Genomic DNA, 18,277 nt, shown 5'->3' with positions numbered 1-18,277 from the left:
TTTCTTTACTGGTTTTAAAAATGTAGAAACCACCTCAATAAGTGCTATCAAGCGTGGACATCCCCACATGATAAAAGTGACCCACAAGAGGCCATATATATCGTGTGATACAGACAGGTTTTATTTCGGATATTATTCAAATCTCGACTGTTATTGCTATCCCGAAGATATGCATAAAGTGTTGTCGCTACTGATGAAGCAATTACCGGGGTCGAAACTCTTTTTATTGAAAAATGAACGAATAGTTGGCCTTTCTAAAGTTGGCATCCGTGACGGCGAACCAGTCCAATTGTCAGATTTTGCCCCTGAGAATACCCTGCCCAGTTAACGTTTTTCTTGCGCCTATTATTGGCGCGAGATTCGGTGTCATCAGTGGCAGCTTTGCCACCAAGATGCTGACAGGCCTTTCGCGGCAAGGTCGTCAAGGGCGAGAAGACATTAAGTACAAGCTGTGTGGGTAGGTTAACGACGACCGTGCAGTCCGTGGGCACAGCAAAGGAATAGCTATATGAATAAGAGAGCAGCGCCGCAGCAGTCGGCGTCGACAGAGCAAGAGACGCAACCGTTGGACGACAGTCGGTATGAAGACCTGCCGCGCACTGAGTACCTGCAATTACCCCAAGAGGAGCAAAGCCGGCTCAATAAGCTACGTCAGCAGCGGGTGCGTGAGGCGCCCACGCTTTATGAGTGGGATATTCGGGTGGCGACTGTGTATGGTATGGGGTGGATCATGGTCCTTATTCCGTGCGGGATTACGGCTCTAGTTGGGTTGGTGACATATTGGTATGGATTTGAACAATGGTATTATTTTCTCATCATAGTGATGATTTTTGGGCCATTTATGCGCTACCTCTGGTTGGCCGACAAACAGTACCATTATCGGCTCACCACCGAGGGGTTGGTTACCACCTATCATGACGTTATTCCGGATGCCGCCTACGCGGTAGTGCGGGGGCTGGCTTGGTTTGGGGTAGTTGTTTGCATCGTCGGCGTGGCGTTGTTAGGCCCGGCCGCCTTGGTCGGCGCGGGTAGTTTTGCCGTGATGGCATTTTTCTTCACCGGTTTTAAAAATATAGAGACAACTTACGAGAGTTCTATAAAGAATGGGCATCGTCATTTGATTAAGGTAACGCGGAATCGTCCATTTATTGCCTGCCAATCGGATGTACGAACAATGGGCTTACGCGCAAGCATTCGTCTTCATTGCCCATTGGATAAGATGCACACCATCTTATCATTACTGATGACGCAGTTACCTGATTCTGAAATCCGTGTATTTAAAAATGAGCGCGTGTTAGATGGCGTACCATTTGCGTCATTTGAGTCAGGCGAACCTGCCCAACTGTCAGATTTCGCCCCTGAGAATACCCATGCCGTCTAACGCTTTCTTTCGCGCCTGTTATTGGCGTGAGATTCGGTGTCATCAGTGGCAGCTTTGCCACCAAGATGCTAACAGGCCTTATAGCGGCAAGATCGTCAAGAGTGAGAAGACATTAAGTACGAGCTGTGTGGATAGGTTAACGATGACCGTGCAGTCCGTGGGCACAGCAAAGGAATAGCTATATGAATAAGAGAGCAGCGCCGCTGCAGTTGGCGTCGACAGAGCAAGAGACAAAACTGTTGGACGACAGTCGGTATGAAGACCTGCCGCGCACTGAGTACCTGCAATTACCCCAAGAGGAGCAAAGCCGGCTCAATAAGCTACGTCAGCAGCGGGTGCGTGAGGCGCCCACGCTTTATGAGTGGGATATTCGGGTGGCGACTGTCTATGGTCTATTTTGGTTAACCTTCCTGATCCCGTGTGGTTGCTTAGCACTTATAGGGTGCTATTTGCTATCTGGCGATACTAGCTTGGGTATAGGGTTAATCATCATGGCTTTAATTATGTGCTTATCTGCTCGTTACCTCTGGTTTGCAGACAAACAGTACCATTATCGGCTCACCACCGAGGGGTTAGTTACCACCTATCATGATGCTATTCCGGATGCAGCCTATGCGGTAGTGCGGGGGCTGGCTTGGTTTGGGGTGGTGGTTTGTATTGTCGGGGTGGCCTTTTTAGGCCCAGCAGCGCTGGTTGGTGTAGGTGGAATGGCTCTGGGGGCATTTTTCTTTACTGGTTTTAAAAATGTAGAGACAACTTACGAGAGTCCTATAAAAAATGGGCATCGCCATTTGATTAAGATAACGCGGAATCGTCCATTTATTGCCTGCCAATCGGATGTACGAACAATGGGCTTACGTGCAAGTATTCGTCTTCATTGCCCATTGGATAAGATGCACATTATCTTGTCATTACTGATGACGCAGTTACCTGATTCTGAAATCCGTGTATTTAAAAATGAGCGCGTGTTAGATGGCTTACCATTTGCGTCATTTGAGTCAGGCGAACCTGCCCAACTGGTAGATTTTGCCCCTGAGAATACCCAGCCTAGTTGAATAAAGCGTGGACACTTAACAATAATGGCGCGGTAGTTAACTTCCGACTATATAGGTGGTTTTTCTGCTGCATCCATGTTTAGTTTAGATCGGTTTTTAACCATCTATCTCTATTGTTGCTGTTGTCGCGGTGTCTGGCGTGCCTTCTCTGAATGATAAAAGAGTGGTTGGCGATGATGCCTATTTAGAGAACAACGCGATGATTGAATCAGAATAAAAGTTGTATATACCTTCAAAATACAAAAAGCCCCGATAGCGTTGCTATCGAGGCTTTTATATTTTCTGTATAAATTACATAAAGCGAGCCGGTTGTATAGCGCTAGCCATTACAGGCTGTAGTACATTTCAAACTCAAGTGGGTGAGTTGTACGTGCTACGCGCTCAGCTTCTGCTGTTTTCAGTACGATATAAGATTGGATGAAATCTTCACTGAACACGCCGCCTTTAGTCAGGAACTCATGGTCAGCTTGCAGATTTTCAAGGGCGTTTTCTAATGATGTTGCCACTTGTGGGATTTCAGCCGCTTCTTCTGGAGGCAGATCGTACAGATCTTTGTCCATCGCTTCACCTGGGTGGATCTTGTTTTGGATACCGTCAAGACCCGCCATCAGCAGCGCTGCGAAACCTAAGTATGGGTTTGCATGTGGGTCAGGGAAACGTGCTTCGATACGACGGCCTTTAGGGCTTGGTACCACTGGAATACGGATTGATGCAGAGCGGTTACGGGCAGAGTAGGCCAACATAACAGGTGCTTCAAAGTGTGGCACTAAACGCTTGTAAGAGTTAGTGCTTGGGTTAGTGAAAGCGTTCAGTGCGCGAGCGTGCTTGATGATACCACCTATGTAGTACAGAGCCGTTTCACTTAAACCTGCGTATTTGTCGCCAGCGAACAAGTTAACACCGTCTTTCGCCAGAGATTGGTGAACGTGCATGCCGCTACCGTTGTCACCAACGATGGGTTTAGGCATGAAAGTCGCAGTCTTACCGTAAGCGTGTGCCATGTTGTGCACTACGTACTTCAGAATTTGGATTTCATCCGCTTTCTTAGTCAAGGTGTTGAAGCGAGTGGCGATTTCGTTTTGACCTGCAGTCGCCACTTCGTGGTGATGCGCTTCAACCACTTGGCCCATTTCTTCGAGCACTAAACACATAGCGCTACGTAGGTCTTGTGATGAGTCAACCGGTGCAACTGGGAAGTAACCGCCTTTAACAAATGGACGGTGACCTGTGTTGCCGCCTTCGTAGCTAGTGCCTGAGTTCCAAGCCGCTTCTTTAGCGTCGATCTTAACGAAACAACCTGACATGTCAGTACCGAAACGGACATCGTCAAATAGGAAGAATTCTGGTTCTGGTCCAATCAATACAGTATCAGCGATACCAGTAGAGATCAGGTAAGCTTCTGCTTTTTTAGCAATTGAGCGTGGGTCACGGTCGTAACCTGTCATAGTACCGGGTTCAAGAATGTCACAACGGATCAGCGCTGTGGTTTCTTCGGTGAAAGGATCCAGTACAAATGTCGTTGGATCTGGCATCAGTACCATGTCTGATTCGTTAATGCCCTTCCAACCTGCGATAGAAGAACCGTCAAACATTTTGCCGTCTTCGAAGAAATCAGCATCTACCTGATGAGAAGGAATAGATACGTGCTGCTCTTTACCTTTAGTGTCGGTAAAACGTAAATCAACGAACTTAACTTCTAATTCTTCAAGTTGCTTTAAAACTGATTCAACTGACATTCTCAAGCCTCCGGTAGGGTAAAGGGATGCCCCTTCTATAATCTTTTAACTCAAGTGATTTATCTTGAGCCAAACTTACGAGCTATAAAGCGATATCCATGCCAATAATTTAACTTACTGATTAACATGATTTAAAATCTTTGTTGCACTTAATTGGATTCGCGTGTGCACCATAATGGTGCTTTTGTCTGTGGCATTTTGGTGCATTACTCCATTTTGGTGCGCACTGAATTGATTCATGCAAACCTTAAGCTGGGATGCACAGCGATAACATGCACCGCTTATATGGCACTGAGATGGCAATGACGCTTTGGCTTTCACTATCTCAGTAAGTACCGCCTCTGTGAAGCTCGCACATACTTGCAGCACTGCACGGGACTATTTATCACCGCATAACCGCCGCATAATTGTCATAAAACCACGCTAGTCTGTCCAACTATGCCACGCATTATCAATCCAATAGTGGTTTATTATCATATTATTAGGAAAGAGTTCGTTCTCATGTGCGAAATGTCTTTGCTGTTCACAGGCCAAGTGAAATCAGTGATGCGTAAGAAAGGTATCCCGTGACAATGAAGTGAGTCTTAATGTCATCGGGTGTAAACGCCAACATGAACGTTAGATTAAGTGTGCCGCAGAATTTATTGCAGTGTGTTCACGTGGTAATTTCTCTGTATCTAAGTCGATTTTGCTGATGCTTAAATCGACATTAGCAGTGCTAACATTGAATACGAAAAATAGCAAATTCAGCTGCTTAACTCAGATTTTTCCTACGAATATGGCAATTAAACAGAGCGTTAACTCTGGCTATAGAGGATTTCATTCAGTGGATGATTGGCGGAAATTACCCAAGGATTGGCGAATTGTTTTATAAGTGTTCAAAAATAATCCTGTGCGCCAAGGCCGCTCTGGAGTAGAATGGCACGCTTTTTATTGTGGTAGATCGAGCTCGATCACCATAACGAATTACTGAAATATCCCTATTTTTGTTTGATGGTAAGAGGTTTATCCGTGCTAGAGAATTTACGTAACATCGCCATTATTGCACACGTTGACCATGGCAAAACGACCCTGGTAGACAAGTTGCTGTCACAGTCAGGCACCCTTGCAACCCGAGGAGAAGCCACTGAGCGGGTGATGGACTCCAACGATCTTGAAAAGGAACGTGGGATCACGATTCTGGCAAAGAATACTGCCATCAAGTGGAACGACTACCGTATTAACATCGTTGATACCCCAGGCCACGCCGATTTCGGTGGTGAGGTTGAGCGTGTTCTGTCTATGGTTGACTCAGTATTATTGCTGGTTGATGCCGTTGACGGTCCAATGCCACAAACTCGCTTCGTAACGAAGAAAGCGTTTGCTCAAGGCTTAAAGCCAATCGTTGTTATCAACAAAATTGACCGTCCAGGTGCACGCCCAGATTGGGTTATTGACCAAGTATTCGACCTGTTCGATAACTTAGGTGCAACTGACGAGCAGTTAGATTTCCCGATCGTTTACGCTTCTGCGTTAAACGGTTTTGCAACTTTAGATCCGGATGTAGCGAGCGATGATATGACGCCGCTGTTCCAAACTATCGTTGAAAAAGTATCTTTCCCAGATGCTGACGCCGAAGGCGCGTTCCAGATGCAAATTTCGCAAATCGACTACAACTCATACGTGGGTGTTATCGGTATCGGCCGCATCAAGCGTGGTAGCGTGAAAACGAACCAACAAGTGACTATTATTGGCGCTGATGGCAAAACTCGTAACGGTAAAATGGGCCAAGTATTAGGTTACATGGGTCTAGACCGTACTGAAGTTGAAATTGCTAACGCTGGCGACATCGTTGCTATCACTGGTTTAGGCGAGCTGAAAATTTCTGACACTATCTGTGCCGTTGGTGCAGTAGAAGCTATGCCACCTTTGACTGTTGATGAACCTACTCTGACCATGACTTTCCAAGTTAATACTTCACCTTTTGCAGGTAAAGAAGGTAAGTATGTGACTTCACGTAACATTCTGGAGCGTCTGCAAACAGAATTAGTCCACAACGTGGCACTGCGTGTTGAAGAAACAGAAAGTCCAGATCGCTTCCGTGTATCTGGCCGTGGTGAATTGCATTTATCAATCTTGATTGAAAACATGCGTCGTGAAGGTTACGAGTTAGCCGTATCACGTCCAGAAGTTATTCTGAAAACTATCGACGGTGAACTGTGTGAACCATTTGAAACCTTGACTGTTGACGTTGAAGAAGAAGATCAAGGCACAGTAATCGAGAAATTAGGTACCCGTAAAGCTGAAATGAAAGACATGCAGCTTGATGGTAAAGGTCGTGTACGTATCGACTTCATCATCCCAAGCCGTGGTTTAATCGGTTTCCAAACTGAGTTTATGACAGCGACTTCTGGTACTGGTCTAATTTATCACTCATTCGACCATTATGGTCCGCACAAAGGTGGCGATATCGGTCAACGCGCTAACGGCGTATTGATCTCTAACGCAACGGGTAAGGCTCTGACCTTCGCACTGTTCGGTCTGCAAGATCGCGGTCGTCTCTTTATCGGCCACGCCGCTGAAGTATACGAAGGCCAAGTGGTTGGTATTCACGCTCGCTCAAACGATTTGACAGTTAACTGTTTGAAAGGTAAGCAGCTGACCAACATGCGTGCTTCTGGTACTGACGAAGCCCAAGTGTTGACTACGCCAATCACAATGACACTTGAGCAAGCGCTTGAGTTCATCGATGATGATGAATTAGTTGAAGTAACGCCTAAGAACATTCGTGTTCGTAAGAGACACTTGACTGAAAACGATCGTAAGCGCTTTAACCGCGGTTAATGCCAGTCTGTTAATTCAGGTGACACGCCCTTAAGGTGAGTCAATCGGTTTAAAAAGCCCTGCATAGGAAACTGTGCAGGGCTTTTTGTTGGGATAAATTGAGTAATGGGTATTATACCAATCACATTAAATAGCTGATCAGTTCAGAGCATCACAGGTATCTCAATCCAAGGCGCATTGACGCAGAAATGGTTATTCCCTTTTAAGTCAATGCAACACGGGAGTGGGATGCCTGTGTGGCTCCCGAAGGGCGGCTGATGTTCACTACATGGCAACGCGCTTTATACTGCGTTTAAGGCTTTCGACAGAGCACCACTATGCCTTCAAGCCTTCGCCTTGTCTAAAGCGCGTAGAACTCCCGCTGAATGAACAGATATTTAATACGATTGGTATTAGTAGTCCTCATCCATCACCCGTATGCAATTGCGCCCAGCGGATTTTGCGCGGTAGAGGGCGGCGTCCGCTTGGCGAACGAGTTCTAACGCATTTTGTTTGTTAGAGGGTTGCAGATAGGCGACGCCTGCGCTCACTGTTACAATCCCAAGGTCGGTATTTGCATGCGGAATGGCAATGGATTGGATCAGTTGATGAATGTGCTGTGCAGTCTCAAGTACGGTTTGATTATCGACATTCGGTAATAGAATGACAAATTCTTCGCCGCCGTAGCGAGCGACTAATTCGCCCGCTCTGCGACCGGACTGGGACAGTGTACTCGCTAATTGTTTAAGGCAATCGTCTCCGGCGAGGTGGCCATAGTGATCGTTAAATTGTTTAAAGTGGTCAATATCGAGCATGATGAGGGCCAATGATGAATTGCTCCTTTGCCCACGACTCCACTCTGTTTGTAACATCATGTCAAATAGGCGGCGATTGCCGATATTGGTTAAACCATCGGTATTGCTGAGTATTTCAAGTTGCCTATTGGCTTCTGCCAGTTCACTAGTTCGAGCTGTGATCATGGATTCAAGTTCGACGTTACGTTCCTCTAATCGCGCGATCGGGTAAATTTCCCCTTTGTGGGCTAAGCCGTAGGGGATGGATATGCCGCTGTGGACAATCATCCAGTCGTTGTTTTCTCGGTGAAATATCAACACTAGCCGTGCTGTCTCGCGGGAAAGCATAGGATTAGGGATAGGTAAGTGGATATGAAAAAAGGCAGTCACAACCACGAGGTTGTCGGCAAGATCTTGTAAAGAAAGATCTAACATTTCGATGTGGATTCGCTCAGGCACTTGTGCAAAGTCCTGACGAGTGATTCGCACCCATTCTTCCCTGCTGGTGACAAGCTGGCCACTGCTCCCTGCATAGCCGCTAAAGTTATCACTAAAGCGACGAGTTAGCCTGTCATCACGGGAGGCATACATCTCAATATATTCGTCAAATAACGAATGGATCAATTGCTGTCGGTCGGGTCGCATAGGTTAGCTCCGTTGGGGAACATAAAACCATTTTCCTAATATCCGTATAGGAATATTATCTGCGATAAAGTCTAGCTGTTGCCTGATTGTAATCAATTTTATGACGTATATATTAAAAATACTGCAGAGAGTGATGTAAGCCATTATCTGCAGTATGGTCTGTGAGACAAAATTGTTTTGCATTCACTTAATGTATCATTTAGCCCAAGTATTATTTAACACAGCCTGTTGGGATAGTTGGAATTCAAGTTTTAGTTGTTCTGCATACTTAGGAGCATCATTTTGAGTAAAATCTGCACTATCACTCTCTGATATGATTTTATCTCCCGCAATTAAAAACGAACCTGAGTTAGTAAATGCGCCTAGTAAGTCCCCTTTTACGACTATGCTGTAGGGTTTTCGGTCTCTATAAAGTGATCGTCCAACAGATGCGAACTCGTTATTAAAACCGAGTAAATCAAAAGCTGTAGGTAAAATATCTAGTTGGCTTGCAAGTATTTTATGCCGTTTAGGGGTTATGTTTTGCCCTGGACGGTAAATCCATAACGGAATATGGAATGCACTTTCTAAGCCCGGCGTTTTCGTATTGAACAAGGTATGATCTGCTAAAATCATGAAAGTCGTATTTTCGTACCAGTCCTGCTTTGAAGCTTCTGTAAAAAATGCTTTAAGAGCTTCATCTGTATATCTAACAGTGTTCAAAAAATCTGTAAATGTATCTTGGCCATACGGATAAACCTGTAAGTGCTTCGGTGTTTCTACGTATGGCATGTGGGTGGTGCCTGTAAATGAAAAACTGATAAAAGGTTTGTCACTTTTATTGGCCAGTTCGAGTGTTTTCATTAGCATTTCATAGTCCCAACCAAATTGAGCGCCATCGGGATCGGGATAATCTGTGCGGGTAATGGGGATATCACTGCGACCTAAATATTGCTGAAAACCCGCATAGTTAGCGATGGAATCTAGGCGAATGGAATCGCGTTTTGAGCTTTGCAGCATTTGGGTTTGGTAGCCGTGTGATTGGGCGATATTACCGATTTTTGTGAGTCGTGATAATTCGAGACCACCACCAATATAGCCCACACTTTCTAGGGGCGGTAGGCCGAATAAGCTGGCTTGAACCCCTAAATTACTGCGCTGACCGACGGCGTAAAAATTGTCATATACTTCTGCTTTTTTAGATAATTCATCTAAAAATGGTGTGACTTTATAATCTGATCCGGATAAGCCATCGACATAGGCGTAGCTCAATGCTTCAACTAAAATAATGACTAAGTTACGACTATTGGGGCTATTTTCAGGGAATTGACTGAGAAATGGATATTGATACGCTTCATCTTCAGTTTTGTTCAGACGGGCTGCAAGCTGTTCTGCGTTGAAATATTTGTAATCTGTGCGTTGGTAGCTCTGTGCTGTTCCTTTGGCCCCCGTGTAAATGCCATTTAATATCAAATTAGCTTGCTGCTCATTCTGGCTATCATAGGCATCGATAATCCCTAATGGCTTACCGTGTAAGTCCAATCCGCGCATGCACAGGATCAATAAGGGTAATGCGAGTAAAAATGTACCACATTGAGCTAGAAATGATTTATGCGGTTTGGCGACATAGAAAAGGGTACGCCATTTTTTTAGCCAAAAAAGGATGGCTGAAATAACTAACACTAAGCTAAATATGGTCAGAGCAAGATGATCTTTGACTAGAAACGGAATAATAAATGATGTCTCTGTCATGAGTAGAGGCAGATCATTAAATGTGTGTCTGTTTACTACCCCAAAATAGATGAAATCACCCATCAGTGCGATGGTTGATAGCATCAGCATAACTAGACCCAGTTGCAGTCCAGTTCCTTTTATCATTGAGGCAATTCGGCCCTTTGCTGGGATTAATATAAGTAAGGTCGGCAATAGCAGCACATAGCTTGCTGTCATTAGATCAAATCTAACTGAAGTGAACAGTATCGTCATGACATCGATACTTCCCGCAAAATAATCGTGATACGCAATGTAATTGGCTAAGCGGAAACAGGCGAGAATGAATAACATTGAGACATAAAGAAACAACACACTGCGAAATTGACTTAACTTCATACGATTAATTTGATCATCAGACATTGAGAAATGGCGCATAATAGCACAGCAGTCGTCACGAGTTCAAAATCAGGCAAAGCTTGTTGGTATTGCTTAGCAATGACTGCTGATGAGAGGTTACTGGATTGCGTTAGCTGAGTGTGTCACTGGACGGCACGTGAGGTCTTTTCTGGATAGTATTACTTGGCAGTGGCTTTATTGCTAACGCCTATCATGGCTGTGGTGCGGCCGAGGACGTCGGGATACTCGATAGGACTTAGAGCCCTATCGAGTGAGCGTCAAGCTTATGACTTAGCTTTATCTGCCAATTTTACCGCATTGACACTTTCACCTTTGAAGCTGATAGTCACATTTTTCTGAGCGACTTCATTATCTTTCAGCAAAGTTTTAGTGGTTTCTGCCAGCATTGGAGACGCTGCATTTAACGCACTAAGATCATAGGCCCAAACTTCTAGATCCGCTTCATTATAAGTGCTAGCAGGCGCACCTAATTTTTCAGTGATTGTTTGCTTGGTTGAGCCTTCTTTAATGCCGAATGTATTTTTAATCGCTTCATTCGTTGCGCTGTCTAACGCATTGGTCGCCGTATCATTCACTGTGTCAGTGACAGATTGAGTTGCTGATTTAACGATTGAATCGAATGGGCCAGCATAAGCAAATAATGGCAGAGCAGTAAGAGCGATCAATAATGATTTTTTCACACAATAATTCCTTTGGTTAATACATTCCTTTATTAAATGCGCGCGAATTAGACCAGTAATTAGATTTTGTGTCAATTAAGCATCTGTTCTATATGATTTTATTTTAATCCTTTCAGATTATTCCTACTAGGTTGGTCAACCTTTAGTTGTACCTAAAGGTTTCCATTTTGAGGTTTTCTAGTCTTATCTGCTGCTGTTTTTCAATTTCGTTAGTGTTTTATTCCATCGCAATTGGATCCCGTCATATGTGTCATTTTAGGTGTTCTAGTGATGTCGCGTGTTCTAGTGCCCAATTCTATTAATCACTTGGATCAATTCCATGCGGATGTTGTCTGGTGTTTGGCTATGCCAGAAACCCGCTAAGTAAGCGCCCAGCGGTAGGATAAATAATGCGATGAGCACTAATGCGAGCAATCCCTTATGACCGAGCCTGTGGCCAGATTTCAGTCCAAGGCCGAGGGCGGCGGATTTAGGGCAAGCCGCGACACAGCGCATGCAGGCTTGGCACTCGTCACTGCGAACCGTGGTTTTAGTGTGCACTATGATGTTTGCTGGGCAAGCGCGGGTACACTTGTCACATTTCATTCCTTTCGCTTCGATAAGGCAGTGTTGGGTATTGCGGCGGATTTTTAATGGGCTCGCAAAGCTTAAGATCCCAAGCATAGCGCCATAGGGACACAAGTAACGGCAGAATCCCTGACGACGCCATGCCGCTAAAGCGAGGATCAGCGCAAATACCAGTAGCGTGATTAGGCTGGGTGTTAGGAAGAACAATGCCATCTTCAAGTCGGCAATCTTATGATAATTACCTTCAAGATAATGGGGGATGGATTGTGCTGGCATACCAATGACTATGTAGCAAAGTGCTAGGAGTAATAGATATTTCAACATTCGCAGTGGCCAATCTAGCCAAGCGGGTGGTGTAAGCTCTGATTTAATAAAGCGTTTTCTAAAGGAATACAGGTATTCCCCTGCCAAACCTAATGGGCAAGCCCAACCGCAAAATGCCCGCTTGCAGAGTAAACCTGTGAGTAATACCGCCGCTAGCATGACTGCTGCCGCAGGATGGGTTTGATCCCACAAATTGAGGCTGATAATGGCTTTAAGCTCAATGCCACCCGCAATCGGTAAAAAGGCATCGACTACGTCGGGGCGCATTAGCCAAGGTGTGATTCCTTGCTTAAGCAGTACGGTATTGATTGTGTATTGTATGGCAACCAGCAAGAGCGATAGCGCTAAGACATGTTGAGTCCCTTCACGAAGGGTATTGATTTTAATTTCACCCTTGAGTGCATCAGGCGCAAATTTATGCCCAAGTAGCATCAGTGGTAGTGCAATAAGAAGCCCGAGAGCCAGTGGCCAATAAAGACTCATTGCCACCGCACCGATACTGAGCAACAGAGTGGCGACAGCGCCCCATTTCTGGCCGCTCCAATAGCTGAGGGAGGCGAGATACATGAGTGCCAACATCAGCGTGAGTGATTCGATAAAAGTCATAGTGATGAATACAGCTAATAAGTTACAAGTACAGGCTCTGAGTGGTGAACTGAGGATAAGTTTTTGAGTAATAAGTGAAATTGTGCGTCAGATCTAAGATTCGCGCTATCAATCAATTAAAGCGCGCCATAGCTCACAAAGCTAAGTGTTTTAGTCTTGCACAAATAAAGTATGGCTTGCAGGGACAGCGTGCGAGGTCACACAAAGAATAAAAAGCCCTAGCAATTTAGTTTGCTAGGGCTTAGGAGTTCAGTGGGGTATTTGGATTAATTTTTTGATTTTTCGAGTGCTTCGATAAATTTGCTCGATTCGTTAATCGAGGTGTTCATCTCTTTAATCAGGCCAGAAATATCGGTTTGCAGACTCGCAAATTCGCTTTTAATCGCACCAATGGCTTGGGCGTTCAAGTTATGCTTGAGATACAGCATATTGTCTTTCATGGCGGTGAGTATCGGCGGCATTTTTGACTCGGCACGGCGCATACTTTTAATCAATTGTTCATAGGCGCGGCGCGTTTCTTTGAGTTTAGCTTCACTGTTGCGGCGTAGGTTGGCTTTACTGATCTCGCTAATTTCATTTTGCCACTCATCGAACAGTGCTTCGGCTACATCTTCGACTTTATTGATACGGTTGCTGACGTTGTCGGCGGCACTTTGAGCCGATTCGTATTCATCTTTGGCTCTGCTATAGGCTTTTTCTAAGTTGCCATCACTGTAATTGAGCAGTGCTTGCATTTCTTCTAGGGCAGAGCTGAACTCTTTTTGAGCATCCTGTTGGGATTTTTTCGCATCTTTAACTCTGTCGACCATAATATCGCGTTTATGGTAACCGACCTTTTCCATTGCGCCGTAGTAGGCACTCTGGCAACCACTAAGCAGGAGACTTGTGGCAATCAGCCCTGAAGCTATCAGTCTTTTCATTGGGGGTTCCGTCGCTGAATGAAATTAATTAATCGGCTTTAAATCGAGCCGCATCGATAATGCTCCACAGATGAAAGATAGCACCTATTACCGCGGGCACAATCAGCCACCAGAGGGCATAACCCACCACTGTGATAATGAAAAATAACAGTGCGGCCATTATTCGGCCTTGCAATAATTGGCCTAGCCCAGGAAAAAATAGGCTAGCAATAGCGGAAATAACGTTACCTGCAGATCCTTGTTGAGACATCAATTCACTCCTTAGACTTGTAAATTAAGTGTTTATTGTACGAAGATAACGAGTCTATACCAACAGAATCAAGAGAAACCCGTGACTAAGAAGATAGAACTGGCACAAATTCGCGCCTTATTCCTCGGGATCTGGCAATTCCTGCTGCATTTGAGACGGCGTTTAGTGGAAGATCAAATCAATATCCGCGCCGGACATTTAGCCTATGTCACACTGTTGTCACTCGTGCCTATGGTGGCGGTGACTATGTCTATGCTGTCAGCTTTTCCGGTATTTAAGGGGATACGTGGACAGATAGAAGGTTTCGTTTATCAGAATTTTTTACCCGCCGCTGGCGACACAGTGCAAGTGTATATCAATGAGTTTGTGGCCAATGCCTCTAAGGGGACTGCGGTTGGGATTGCGGCCTTAGTTGTGGTTGCCATTTTGCTGATTTCTGCCATTGATAAATCGCTTAATAACATTTGGCGTACTAAAGAGAAGCGTTCAGTGGTGGTGGCTTTTTCTATGTATTGGATGGTCATCACTTTGGGCCCGGTATTGGTGGGGGCCAGTTTGGTCGCCACTTCCTACGTGGTGTCATTGAAGGTTTTTGATGGTCAGTTGTCGGGTGTGGTGCCCGTGTTTCTTGAGCGTTTGCCCATGCTGTTCTCAGTTGCGGCATTCTTGCTGTTGTATATGGTGGTGCCTAATCAAAAAGTGAAGTTTCTACATGCACTATTAGGGGCGATTGTTGCCGCAATCTTGTTTGAGTTAGGTAAAAAAGCCTTTGCTATGTATGTCACTCAGTTTCCGAGTTATGAAGCGATTTATGGTGCTTTAGCCGTGATCCCCATTATCTTTGTCTGGGTGTATTTATCGTGGATGATAGTATTACTCGGCGCGGAAATTACCGCCGCGATGCCTGAATATTTAGATTATGAGTCGAGCTCAGATGATGACGAAACAGCTCTGAATGCTAAGCCTCTAGAAAATGCCTCCCAAGATAATTCCGCTGCGGTGTTAACTTCGGCTGAGGTGACGGCACTCAAGGCGGTGGCTAAATCTGAATGACCCCATTAGAGGATTATTAATGGCGATGACACTGAATGCCTGAATCCTTCCCATCTTTTATCCGTCGCGACTGGTTTAACGTTGGCAATGGTCAGCAATTGCATCTGGCGCAATACGGTAATCCACAAGGTATCCCACTGCTGTATTTGCACGGCGGTCCAGGAGCGGGTTGTGATATCGGTGATTTAGCTTTATTTAATGGCGATCAATATTGGATTTTGCTTTTAGATCAACGCGGGTCTGGGCAATCTTTACCCTTTGGCGATTTAGCCAACAACCATCTCACGGGTTTGATTAGCGATATTGAGGCGATTCGCCTTGCATTGGGTATTGAGCGTTGGTGTTTAGCAGGTGGCTCTTTTGGGGCAACATTAGGCTTAATTTACAGCGGATTATTCCCAGAGCGGGTGATTGCACAGGTACTGTGGGCGTTATTTATTCCATCCAAAGAAGGTCTCGACTGGCTCTATGGCGCTGACGGCGCGGCAAAATTGCAACCTGTTGCTTATCGACTCTTCAATGACATTTTTCCGGTTCAGTTATCGCTGACTGAACTGCTGGATTCGTACCATCTAGGTTTGGCATCAGCCGACGAAAATGTGCGATACCATTTTGCGCGGCGTTGGGTACAGTGGGAGTTGCAGCTTGCGGGGGCGAGGTTAGTGCTACCAAGGCTGTTACCCGAATCCGTATTAGCATTAGCCAATATCGAGTTACACTTTGCTCGACATAATTACTTCAATGCCATGAATGTGTTACAGCGCGTGACGCCTAGAGTGAAGGCGCGTAGTGTGTTATTGCAAGGAATGCAGGATGCGATTTGCCCAGCGACGCTATTACGCGATTTTTTGGCTGGGTTGGAGCATGTTATTACAATTCAATCTGTTGTCGATGGCGGACATATGCTCAATAGTGAGTCTTTGTTTTTGGCGGTTACAGCAGAAATCCATGCTATGTGGTCGTGGATACATCAAAGGGAAATACAATGAAAACATTGCTCATCAGTGCCACTTTACTCGGATTAACCGCCTGTGCTATCACGGCGCCCTCGCAAACCAGCGCGATTGATCAAGTGGCGACTCAGGCGGTCGTGAGTGCCCCTGTCGCGCCCAAAGTTGTTGAACTCGGTGGGTTGACTAATGAAACTGCCGCTGATCGCTTGTACCAAGCGCTGATTAACGCAAATTATCTCGCCACCCAAGTTGCGCTGACTAAAGTGGCTGTGCAGTTTGGCAATAACCAATTCTTGCTTGAGCCGAGTATCAATTCGGCGGGCATTGACCGTATTTTAATGAATCGCTTCTATGCAGTGCATCCGCAATTGCAGGCCAGCCAAGAGTTGCCTGCCGTGATTGGCACCTTGAATCAGAAGCTTAATTTTGCCAAGTTTGTGTTGTTGGACCAAGGCGCAGTGATTCAAGTGCAAGGTACAGTGACCTTTGCCGACCGTATTGAAATAGAAGAATTACGTCGCTTTATGCTGTGGACGAATGGCGGCTTAGCGCAGGTCGTACAATCTTTGCCTGATGGCGTAGAGCAATATATCCGCCCGCTACCGCTAATGCCGCAAATGGTTCCCGTTAAGCCTTAATCTAAAAGGAAAAGTTGTGATTGCTTTAATTCAAAGAGTGAGTCGCGCCAGTGTGGTGGTTGATAACCAAACCCTAGGTGAAATCAATAAAGGCTTGTTGGTTCTGCTCGGTGTCGAGCAAGAAGATACCCGCGAGAAGATGGAAAAGTTGGCGACTAAAGTCATGAGTTATCGCGTTTTTTCCGATGAAAATGGCAAGATGAATCTCAATCTAGAACAAGTCGGTGGGTCTTTATTAGTAGTGTCACAATTTACCTTAGCCGCTGATACAGGCCGAGGCTTGAGGCCGAGTTTTTCAGGGGCGGGTACGCCGGATCAAGCCTTAGGCTTGTATGAAGAGTTTGTCGCATTCTGCCGCGCTAAGGGCGTTCATACAGAAACCGGACAGTTCGGCGCCGATATGCAAGTGTCCTTAGTCAATGATGGCCCAGTGACCTTTAATCTGCAGGTGTAGCTTCTATCGTGATGTTTAAGGGGTCTAGGTGATGGGATGCTAGGCATACTCAATGTCGCTTGTACTAAGAGGGAGTATTAAGGGGAATGCATATGGATCAATTGCTCATTAAATTACGCCAGACTTGGCACAGTACGATCCCCGTTAGCGAGTTTATGCAGATAGTGCCACTCGATTACAGCGAGGGAGAATTTCGAGTCACAGCGCCGATGATGCCCAATATTAATCTGCATCAGACCATGTTTGCGGGCAGCATTTATACCTTGATGACCTTAACAGGCTGGGGGGCCGTGTGGCTAAATCAGCAGTTAGTGGGCGTGGCGGGTGATATTGTGCTCGCCGATGCCCATATTCGTTATCTTGCTCCTGTGACTTGTGACCCTGTGGTAAAAGTACAATGGCCAGATGTGGATCTCAGCCCGTTACAAAGGGGGCGCAGAGTCAAGGTGAAGCTGGAAGTGCAATTGTATTGTATGGATTCATTGTGTGCGGTTTTTGAAGGCCTGTATGTTAGTACGTCGAAAGTATGAATGCGTCGAAAGCAATTTAGTGTATCTGTACGTCGAAGGTGATGTATAACCTTTCTAAAAAATCGAAGCTAATCTCAGATTTTATCCGCTTTATTTCTTTTTTATGGGCTAATACACTAGCGTCATAGAGTTGAGATATTCCATCTGACTCTGAGTCATTTACCTATTTTCGGAGCAGATTATGTCTAAAGTCTTAATTTTAAAATCAAGCATTCTTGGCGGTTATTCACAATCTGCCGTGTTAATTGACCACTTAGCGAGCCACTGGGAAAACCAAGGCGCCGCTATTACAGTACGTGATTTAGGCGGTAAAGACGTACTGCCTATGGTAGACGGTGAAATCGCTTCTGGGTTACGCGGTGGTGCAGAATTATCGGCACGTCAGCAAGAAATGCTCGCCTTATCAGATACCTTAGTCGCTGAATTAAAAGCGAACGATACGATTGTTATCGCTGCACCTATGTACAACTTTACGATTCCGGTTCAACTTAAAAACTGGATCGATTTTGTCGCCCGTGCCGGTGTGACTTTTACTTACACTGAAACAGGTCCAAAAGGATTAGTGGAAGGTAAACGCGCTGTGTTGGTGACGACCCGTGGCGGCGCTCACAAAGATGGCCCAACGGATCATGTTGTACCTTACTTGAAAACGGTTTTAGGCTTTATGGGTATCACTAATGTTGAAGTTGTTTACGCCGAAGCGTTGAACATGGGCCCTGAAGCCCACGACAAAGGCATGAGCGAAGCGAAACACAGTATCGATCAGCTGAAAGCTTAATT

16 protein-coding genes and 1 pseudogene are annotated in these 18,277 nt (G+C 45.4%); 10 read left to right on the top strand and 7 right to left on the bottom strand.

Annotation, left to right across the window (positions count from 1 at the left end):
• The 3 genes and pseudogenes from L5M29_RS16170 to L5M29_RS16160 form a co-directional block, all read left to right on the top strand.
• A pseudogene (locus L5M29_RS16170) lies at positions 1 to 328 on the top strand (hypothetical protein); the annotation flags it as partial.
• Between the two features lie 180 nt (positions 329 to 508).
• Entirely contained in the window at positions 509 to 1,381 is an 873-nt protein-coding gene (locus L5M29_RS16165) for a hypothetical protein (protein ID WP_263168765.1), read from the top strand.
• Positions 1,382 to 1,563: 182 nt separating this feature from the next.
• Positions 1,564 to 2,436, top strand: a complete 873-nt coding sequence (locus L5M29_RS16160) for a hypothetical protein (RefSeq protein WP_263168763.1) — start codon at positions 1,564 to 1,566, stop codon at positions 2,434 to 2,436.
• A gap of 326 nt (positions 2,437 to 2,762) precedes the next feature.
• On the opposite strand, the gene glnA is transcribed toward L5M29_RS16160, so the two are convergent.
• Positions 2,763 to 4,172 carry a glutamate--ammonia ligase gene (gene glnA, locus L5M29_RS16155; RefSeq protein ID WP_113941334.1) on the bottom strand — a complete coding sequence of 470 codons (1,410 nt, stop codon included), beginning with the start codon at positions 4,170 to 4,172 and terminating at the stop codon, positions 2,763 to 2,765.
• Positions 4,173 to 5,183: 1,011 nt separating this feature from the next.
• Between glnA and typA the strand changes: the two genes are divergently transcribed.
• Complete coding sequence (gene typA / locus L5M29_RS16150) at positions 5,184 to 6,995, top strand: translational GTPase TypA (RefSeq protein WP_105251119.1); 1,812 nt, start codon at positions 5,184 to 5,186, stop codon at positions 6,993 to 6,995.
• Between the two features lie 392 nt (positions 6,996 to 7,387).
• Here the strand turns inward: typA and L5M29_RS16145 are convergent, their stop codons facing one another.
• From L5M29_RS16145 to L5M29_RS16120, 6 genes are all read right to left on the bottom strand, one after another.
• Entirely contained in the window at positions 7,388 to 8,413 is a 1,026-nt protein-coding gene (locus L5M29_RS16145; RefSeq protein ID WP_263168762.1) for a GGDEF domain-containing protein, read from the bottom strand.
• Positions 8,414 to 8,608: 195 nt separating this feature from the next.
• Positions 8,609 to 10,270 (bottom strand): LTA synthase family protein, encoded by a 1,662-nt coding sequence (locus L5M29_RS16140; RefSeq protein ID WP_263168761.1) that lies wholly within the window; start codon positions 10,268 to 10,270, stop codon positions 8,609 to 8,611.
• Positions 10,271 to 10,785: 515 nt separating this feature from the next.
• Positions 10,786 to 11,202, bottom strand: a complete 417-nt coding sequence (locus L5M29_RS16135) for a hypothetical protein (RefSeq protein WP_105251122.1) — start codon at positions 11,200 to 11,202, stop codon at positions 10,786 to 10,788.
• A gap of 282 nt (positions 11,203 to 11,484) precedes the next feature.
• On the bottom strand, positions 11,485 to 12,699 hold the full coding sequence (locus L5M29_RS16130) for a 4Fe-4S binding protein (protein WP_105251123.1): 1,215 nt from the start codon (positions 12,697 to 12,699) through the stop codon (positions 11,485 to 11,487).
• A gap of 266 nt (positions 12,700 to 12,965) precedes the next feature.
• Positions 12,966 to 13,619, bottom strand: coding sequence for a DUF2959 domain-containing protein (locus L5M29_RS16125; RefSeq protein ID WP_173497437.1), 654 nt, complete (start codon positions 13,617 to 13,619; stop codon positions 12,966 to 12,968).
• Positions 13,620 to 13,647: 28 nt separating this feature from the next.
• Complete coding sequence (locus L5M29_RS16120) at positions 13,648 to 13,869, bottom strand: hypothetical protein (protein ID WP_006079786.1); 222 nt, start codon at positions 13,867 to 13,869, stop codon at positions 13,648 to 13,650.
• 81 nt (positions 13,870 to 13,950) lie between these two features.
• Here L5M29_RS16120 and L5M29_RS16115 point away from each other — a divergent pair, with 81 nt between their 5' ends.
• The 6 genes from L5M29_RS16115 to azoR all read left to right on the top strand — a co-directional run bounded on the left by L5M29_RS16115 (position 13,951) and on the right by azoR (position 18,275).
• Entirely contained in the window at positions 13,951 to 14,922 is a 972-nt protein-coding gene (locus tag L5M29_RS16115; protein ID WP_263168759.1) for a virulence factor BrkB family protein, read from the top strand.
• A gap of 35 nt (positions 14,923 to 14,957) precedes the next feature.
• Entirely contained in the window at positions 14,958 to 15,911 is a 954-nt protein-coding gene (locus tag L5M29_RS16110; RefSeq protein WP_263168757.1) for an alpha/beta fold hydrolase, read from the top strand.
• Entirely contained in the window at positions 15,908 to 16,513 is a 606-nt protein-coding gene (locus tag L5M29_RS16105; RefSeq protein WP_263168756.1) for a hypothetical protein, read from the top strand. The genes L5M29_RS16110 and L5M29_RS16105 overlap by 4 nt, the downstream gene beginning before the upstream one ends.
• A gap of 16 nt (positions 16,514 to 16,529) precedes the next feature.
• The gene (gene dtd / locus L5M29_RS16100) at positions 16,530 to 16,967 is read left to right on the top strand and encodes a D-aminoacyl-tRNA deacylase (RefSeq protein ID WP_113941328.1); all 438 of its coding nucleotides are present in this window, start codon (positions 16,530 to 16,532) and stop codon (positions 16,965 to 16,967) included.
• A gap of 92 nt (positions 16,968 to 17,059) precedes the next feature.
• A complete protein-coding gene (locus tag L5M29_RS16095; protein WP_173497434.1) occupies positions 17,060 to 17,497 on the top strand; it encodes a thioesterase domain-containing protein in 438 nt (145 codons plus the stop codon).
• Positions 17,498 to 17,678: 181 nt separating this feature from the next.
• Positions 17,679 to 18,275, top strand: coding sequence for an FMN-dependent NADH-azoreductase (azoR, locus tag L5M29_RS16090; RefSeq protein ID WP_263168753.1), 597 nt, complete (start codon positions 17,679 to 17,681; stop codon positions 18,273 to 18,275).
• Positions 18,276 to 18,277 lie beyond the last annotated feature (2 nt).

The sequence above is a fragment of the Shewanella sp. SM95 genome (genome assembly GCF_025653595.1).
Taxonomy (GTDB): Bacteria; Pseudomonadota; Gammaproteobacteria; order Enterobacterales; family Shewanellaceae; genus Shewanella; species Shewanella oncorhynchi.
Note: the sequence above shows the minus strand (reverse complement) of the source record. Positions and strands in the feature narration are given on the sequence as shown.

Bases quoted from the DNA above. Each gene is read 5' to 3' on its own strand.
- glnA (WP_113941334.1), bottom strand. From the start codon at position 4,172: ATGTCAGTTGAATCAGTTTTAAAGCAACTTGAAGAATTAGAAGTTAAG.
- L5M29_RS16120 (WP_006079786.1), bottom strand. From the start codon at position 13,869: ATGTCTCAACAAGGATCTGCAGGTAACGTTATTTCCGCTATTGCTAGC.
- L5M29_RS16130 (WP_105251123.1), bottom strand. From the start codon at position 12,699: ATGACTTTTATCGAATCACTCACGCTGATGTTGGCACTCATGTATCTC.
- L5M29_RS16105 (WP_263168756.1), top strand. From the start codon at position 15,908: ATGAAAACATTGCTCATCAGTGCCACTTTACTCGGATTAACCGCCTGT.
- L5M29_RS16095 (WP_173497434.1), top strand. From the start codon at position 17,060: ATGGATCAATTGCTCATTAAATTACGCCAGACTTGGCACAGTACGATC.
- L5M29_RS16140 (WP_263168761.1), bottom strand. From the start codon at position 10,270: ATGATAAAAGGAACTGGACTGCAACTGGGTCTAGTTATGCTGATGCTA.
- azoR (WP_263168753.1), top strand. From the start codon at position 17,679: ATGTCTAAAGTCTTAATTTTAAAATCAAGCATTCTTGGCGGTTATTCA.
- L5M29_RS16110 (WP_263168757.1), top strand. From the start codon at position 14,958: ATGCCTGAATCCTTCCCATCTTTTATCCGTCGCGACTGGTTTAACGTT.
- L5M29_RS16125 (WP_173497437.1), bottom strand. From the start codon at position 13,619: ATGAAAAGACTGATAGCTTCAGGGCTGATTGCCACAAGTCTCCTGCTT.
- L5M29_RS16160 (WP_263168763.1), top strand. From the start codon at position 1,564: ATGAATAAGAGAGCAGCGCCGCTGCAGTTGGCGTCGACAGAGCAAGAG.
- L5M29_RS16165 (WP_263168765.1), top strand. From the start codon at position 509: ATGAATAAGAGAGCAGCGCCGCAGCAGTCGGCGTCGACAGAGCAAGAG.
- L5M29_RS16145 (WP_263168762.1), bottom strand. From the start codon at position 8,413: ATGCGACCCGACCGACAGCAATTGATCCATTCGTTATTTGACGAATAT.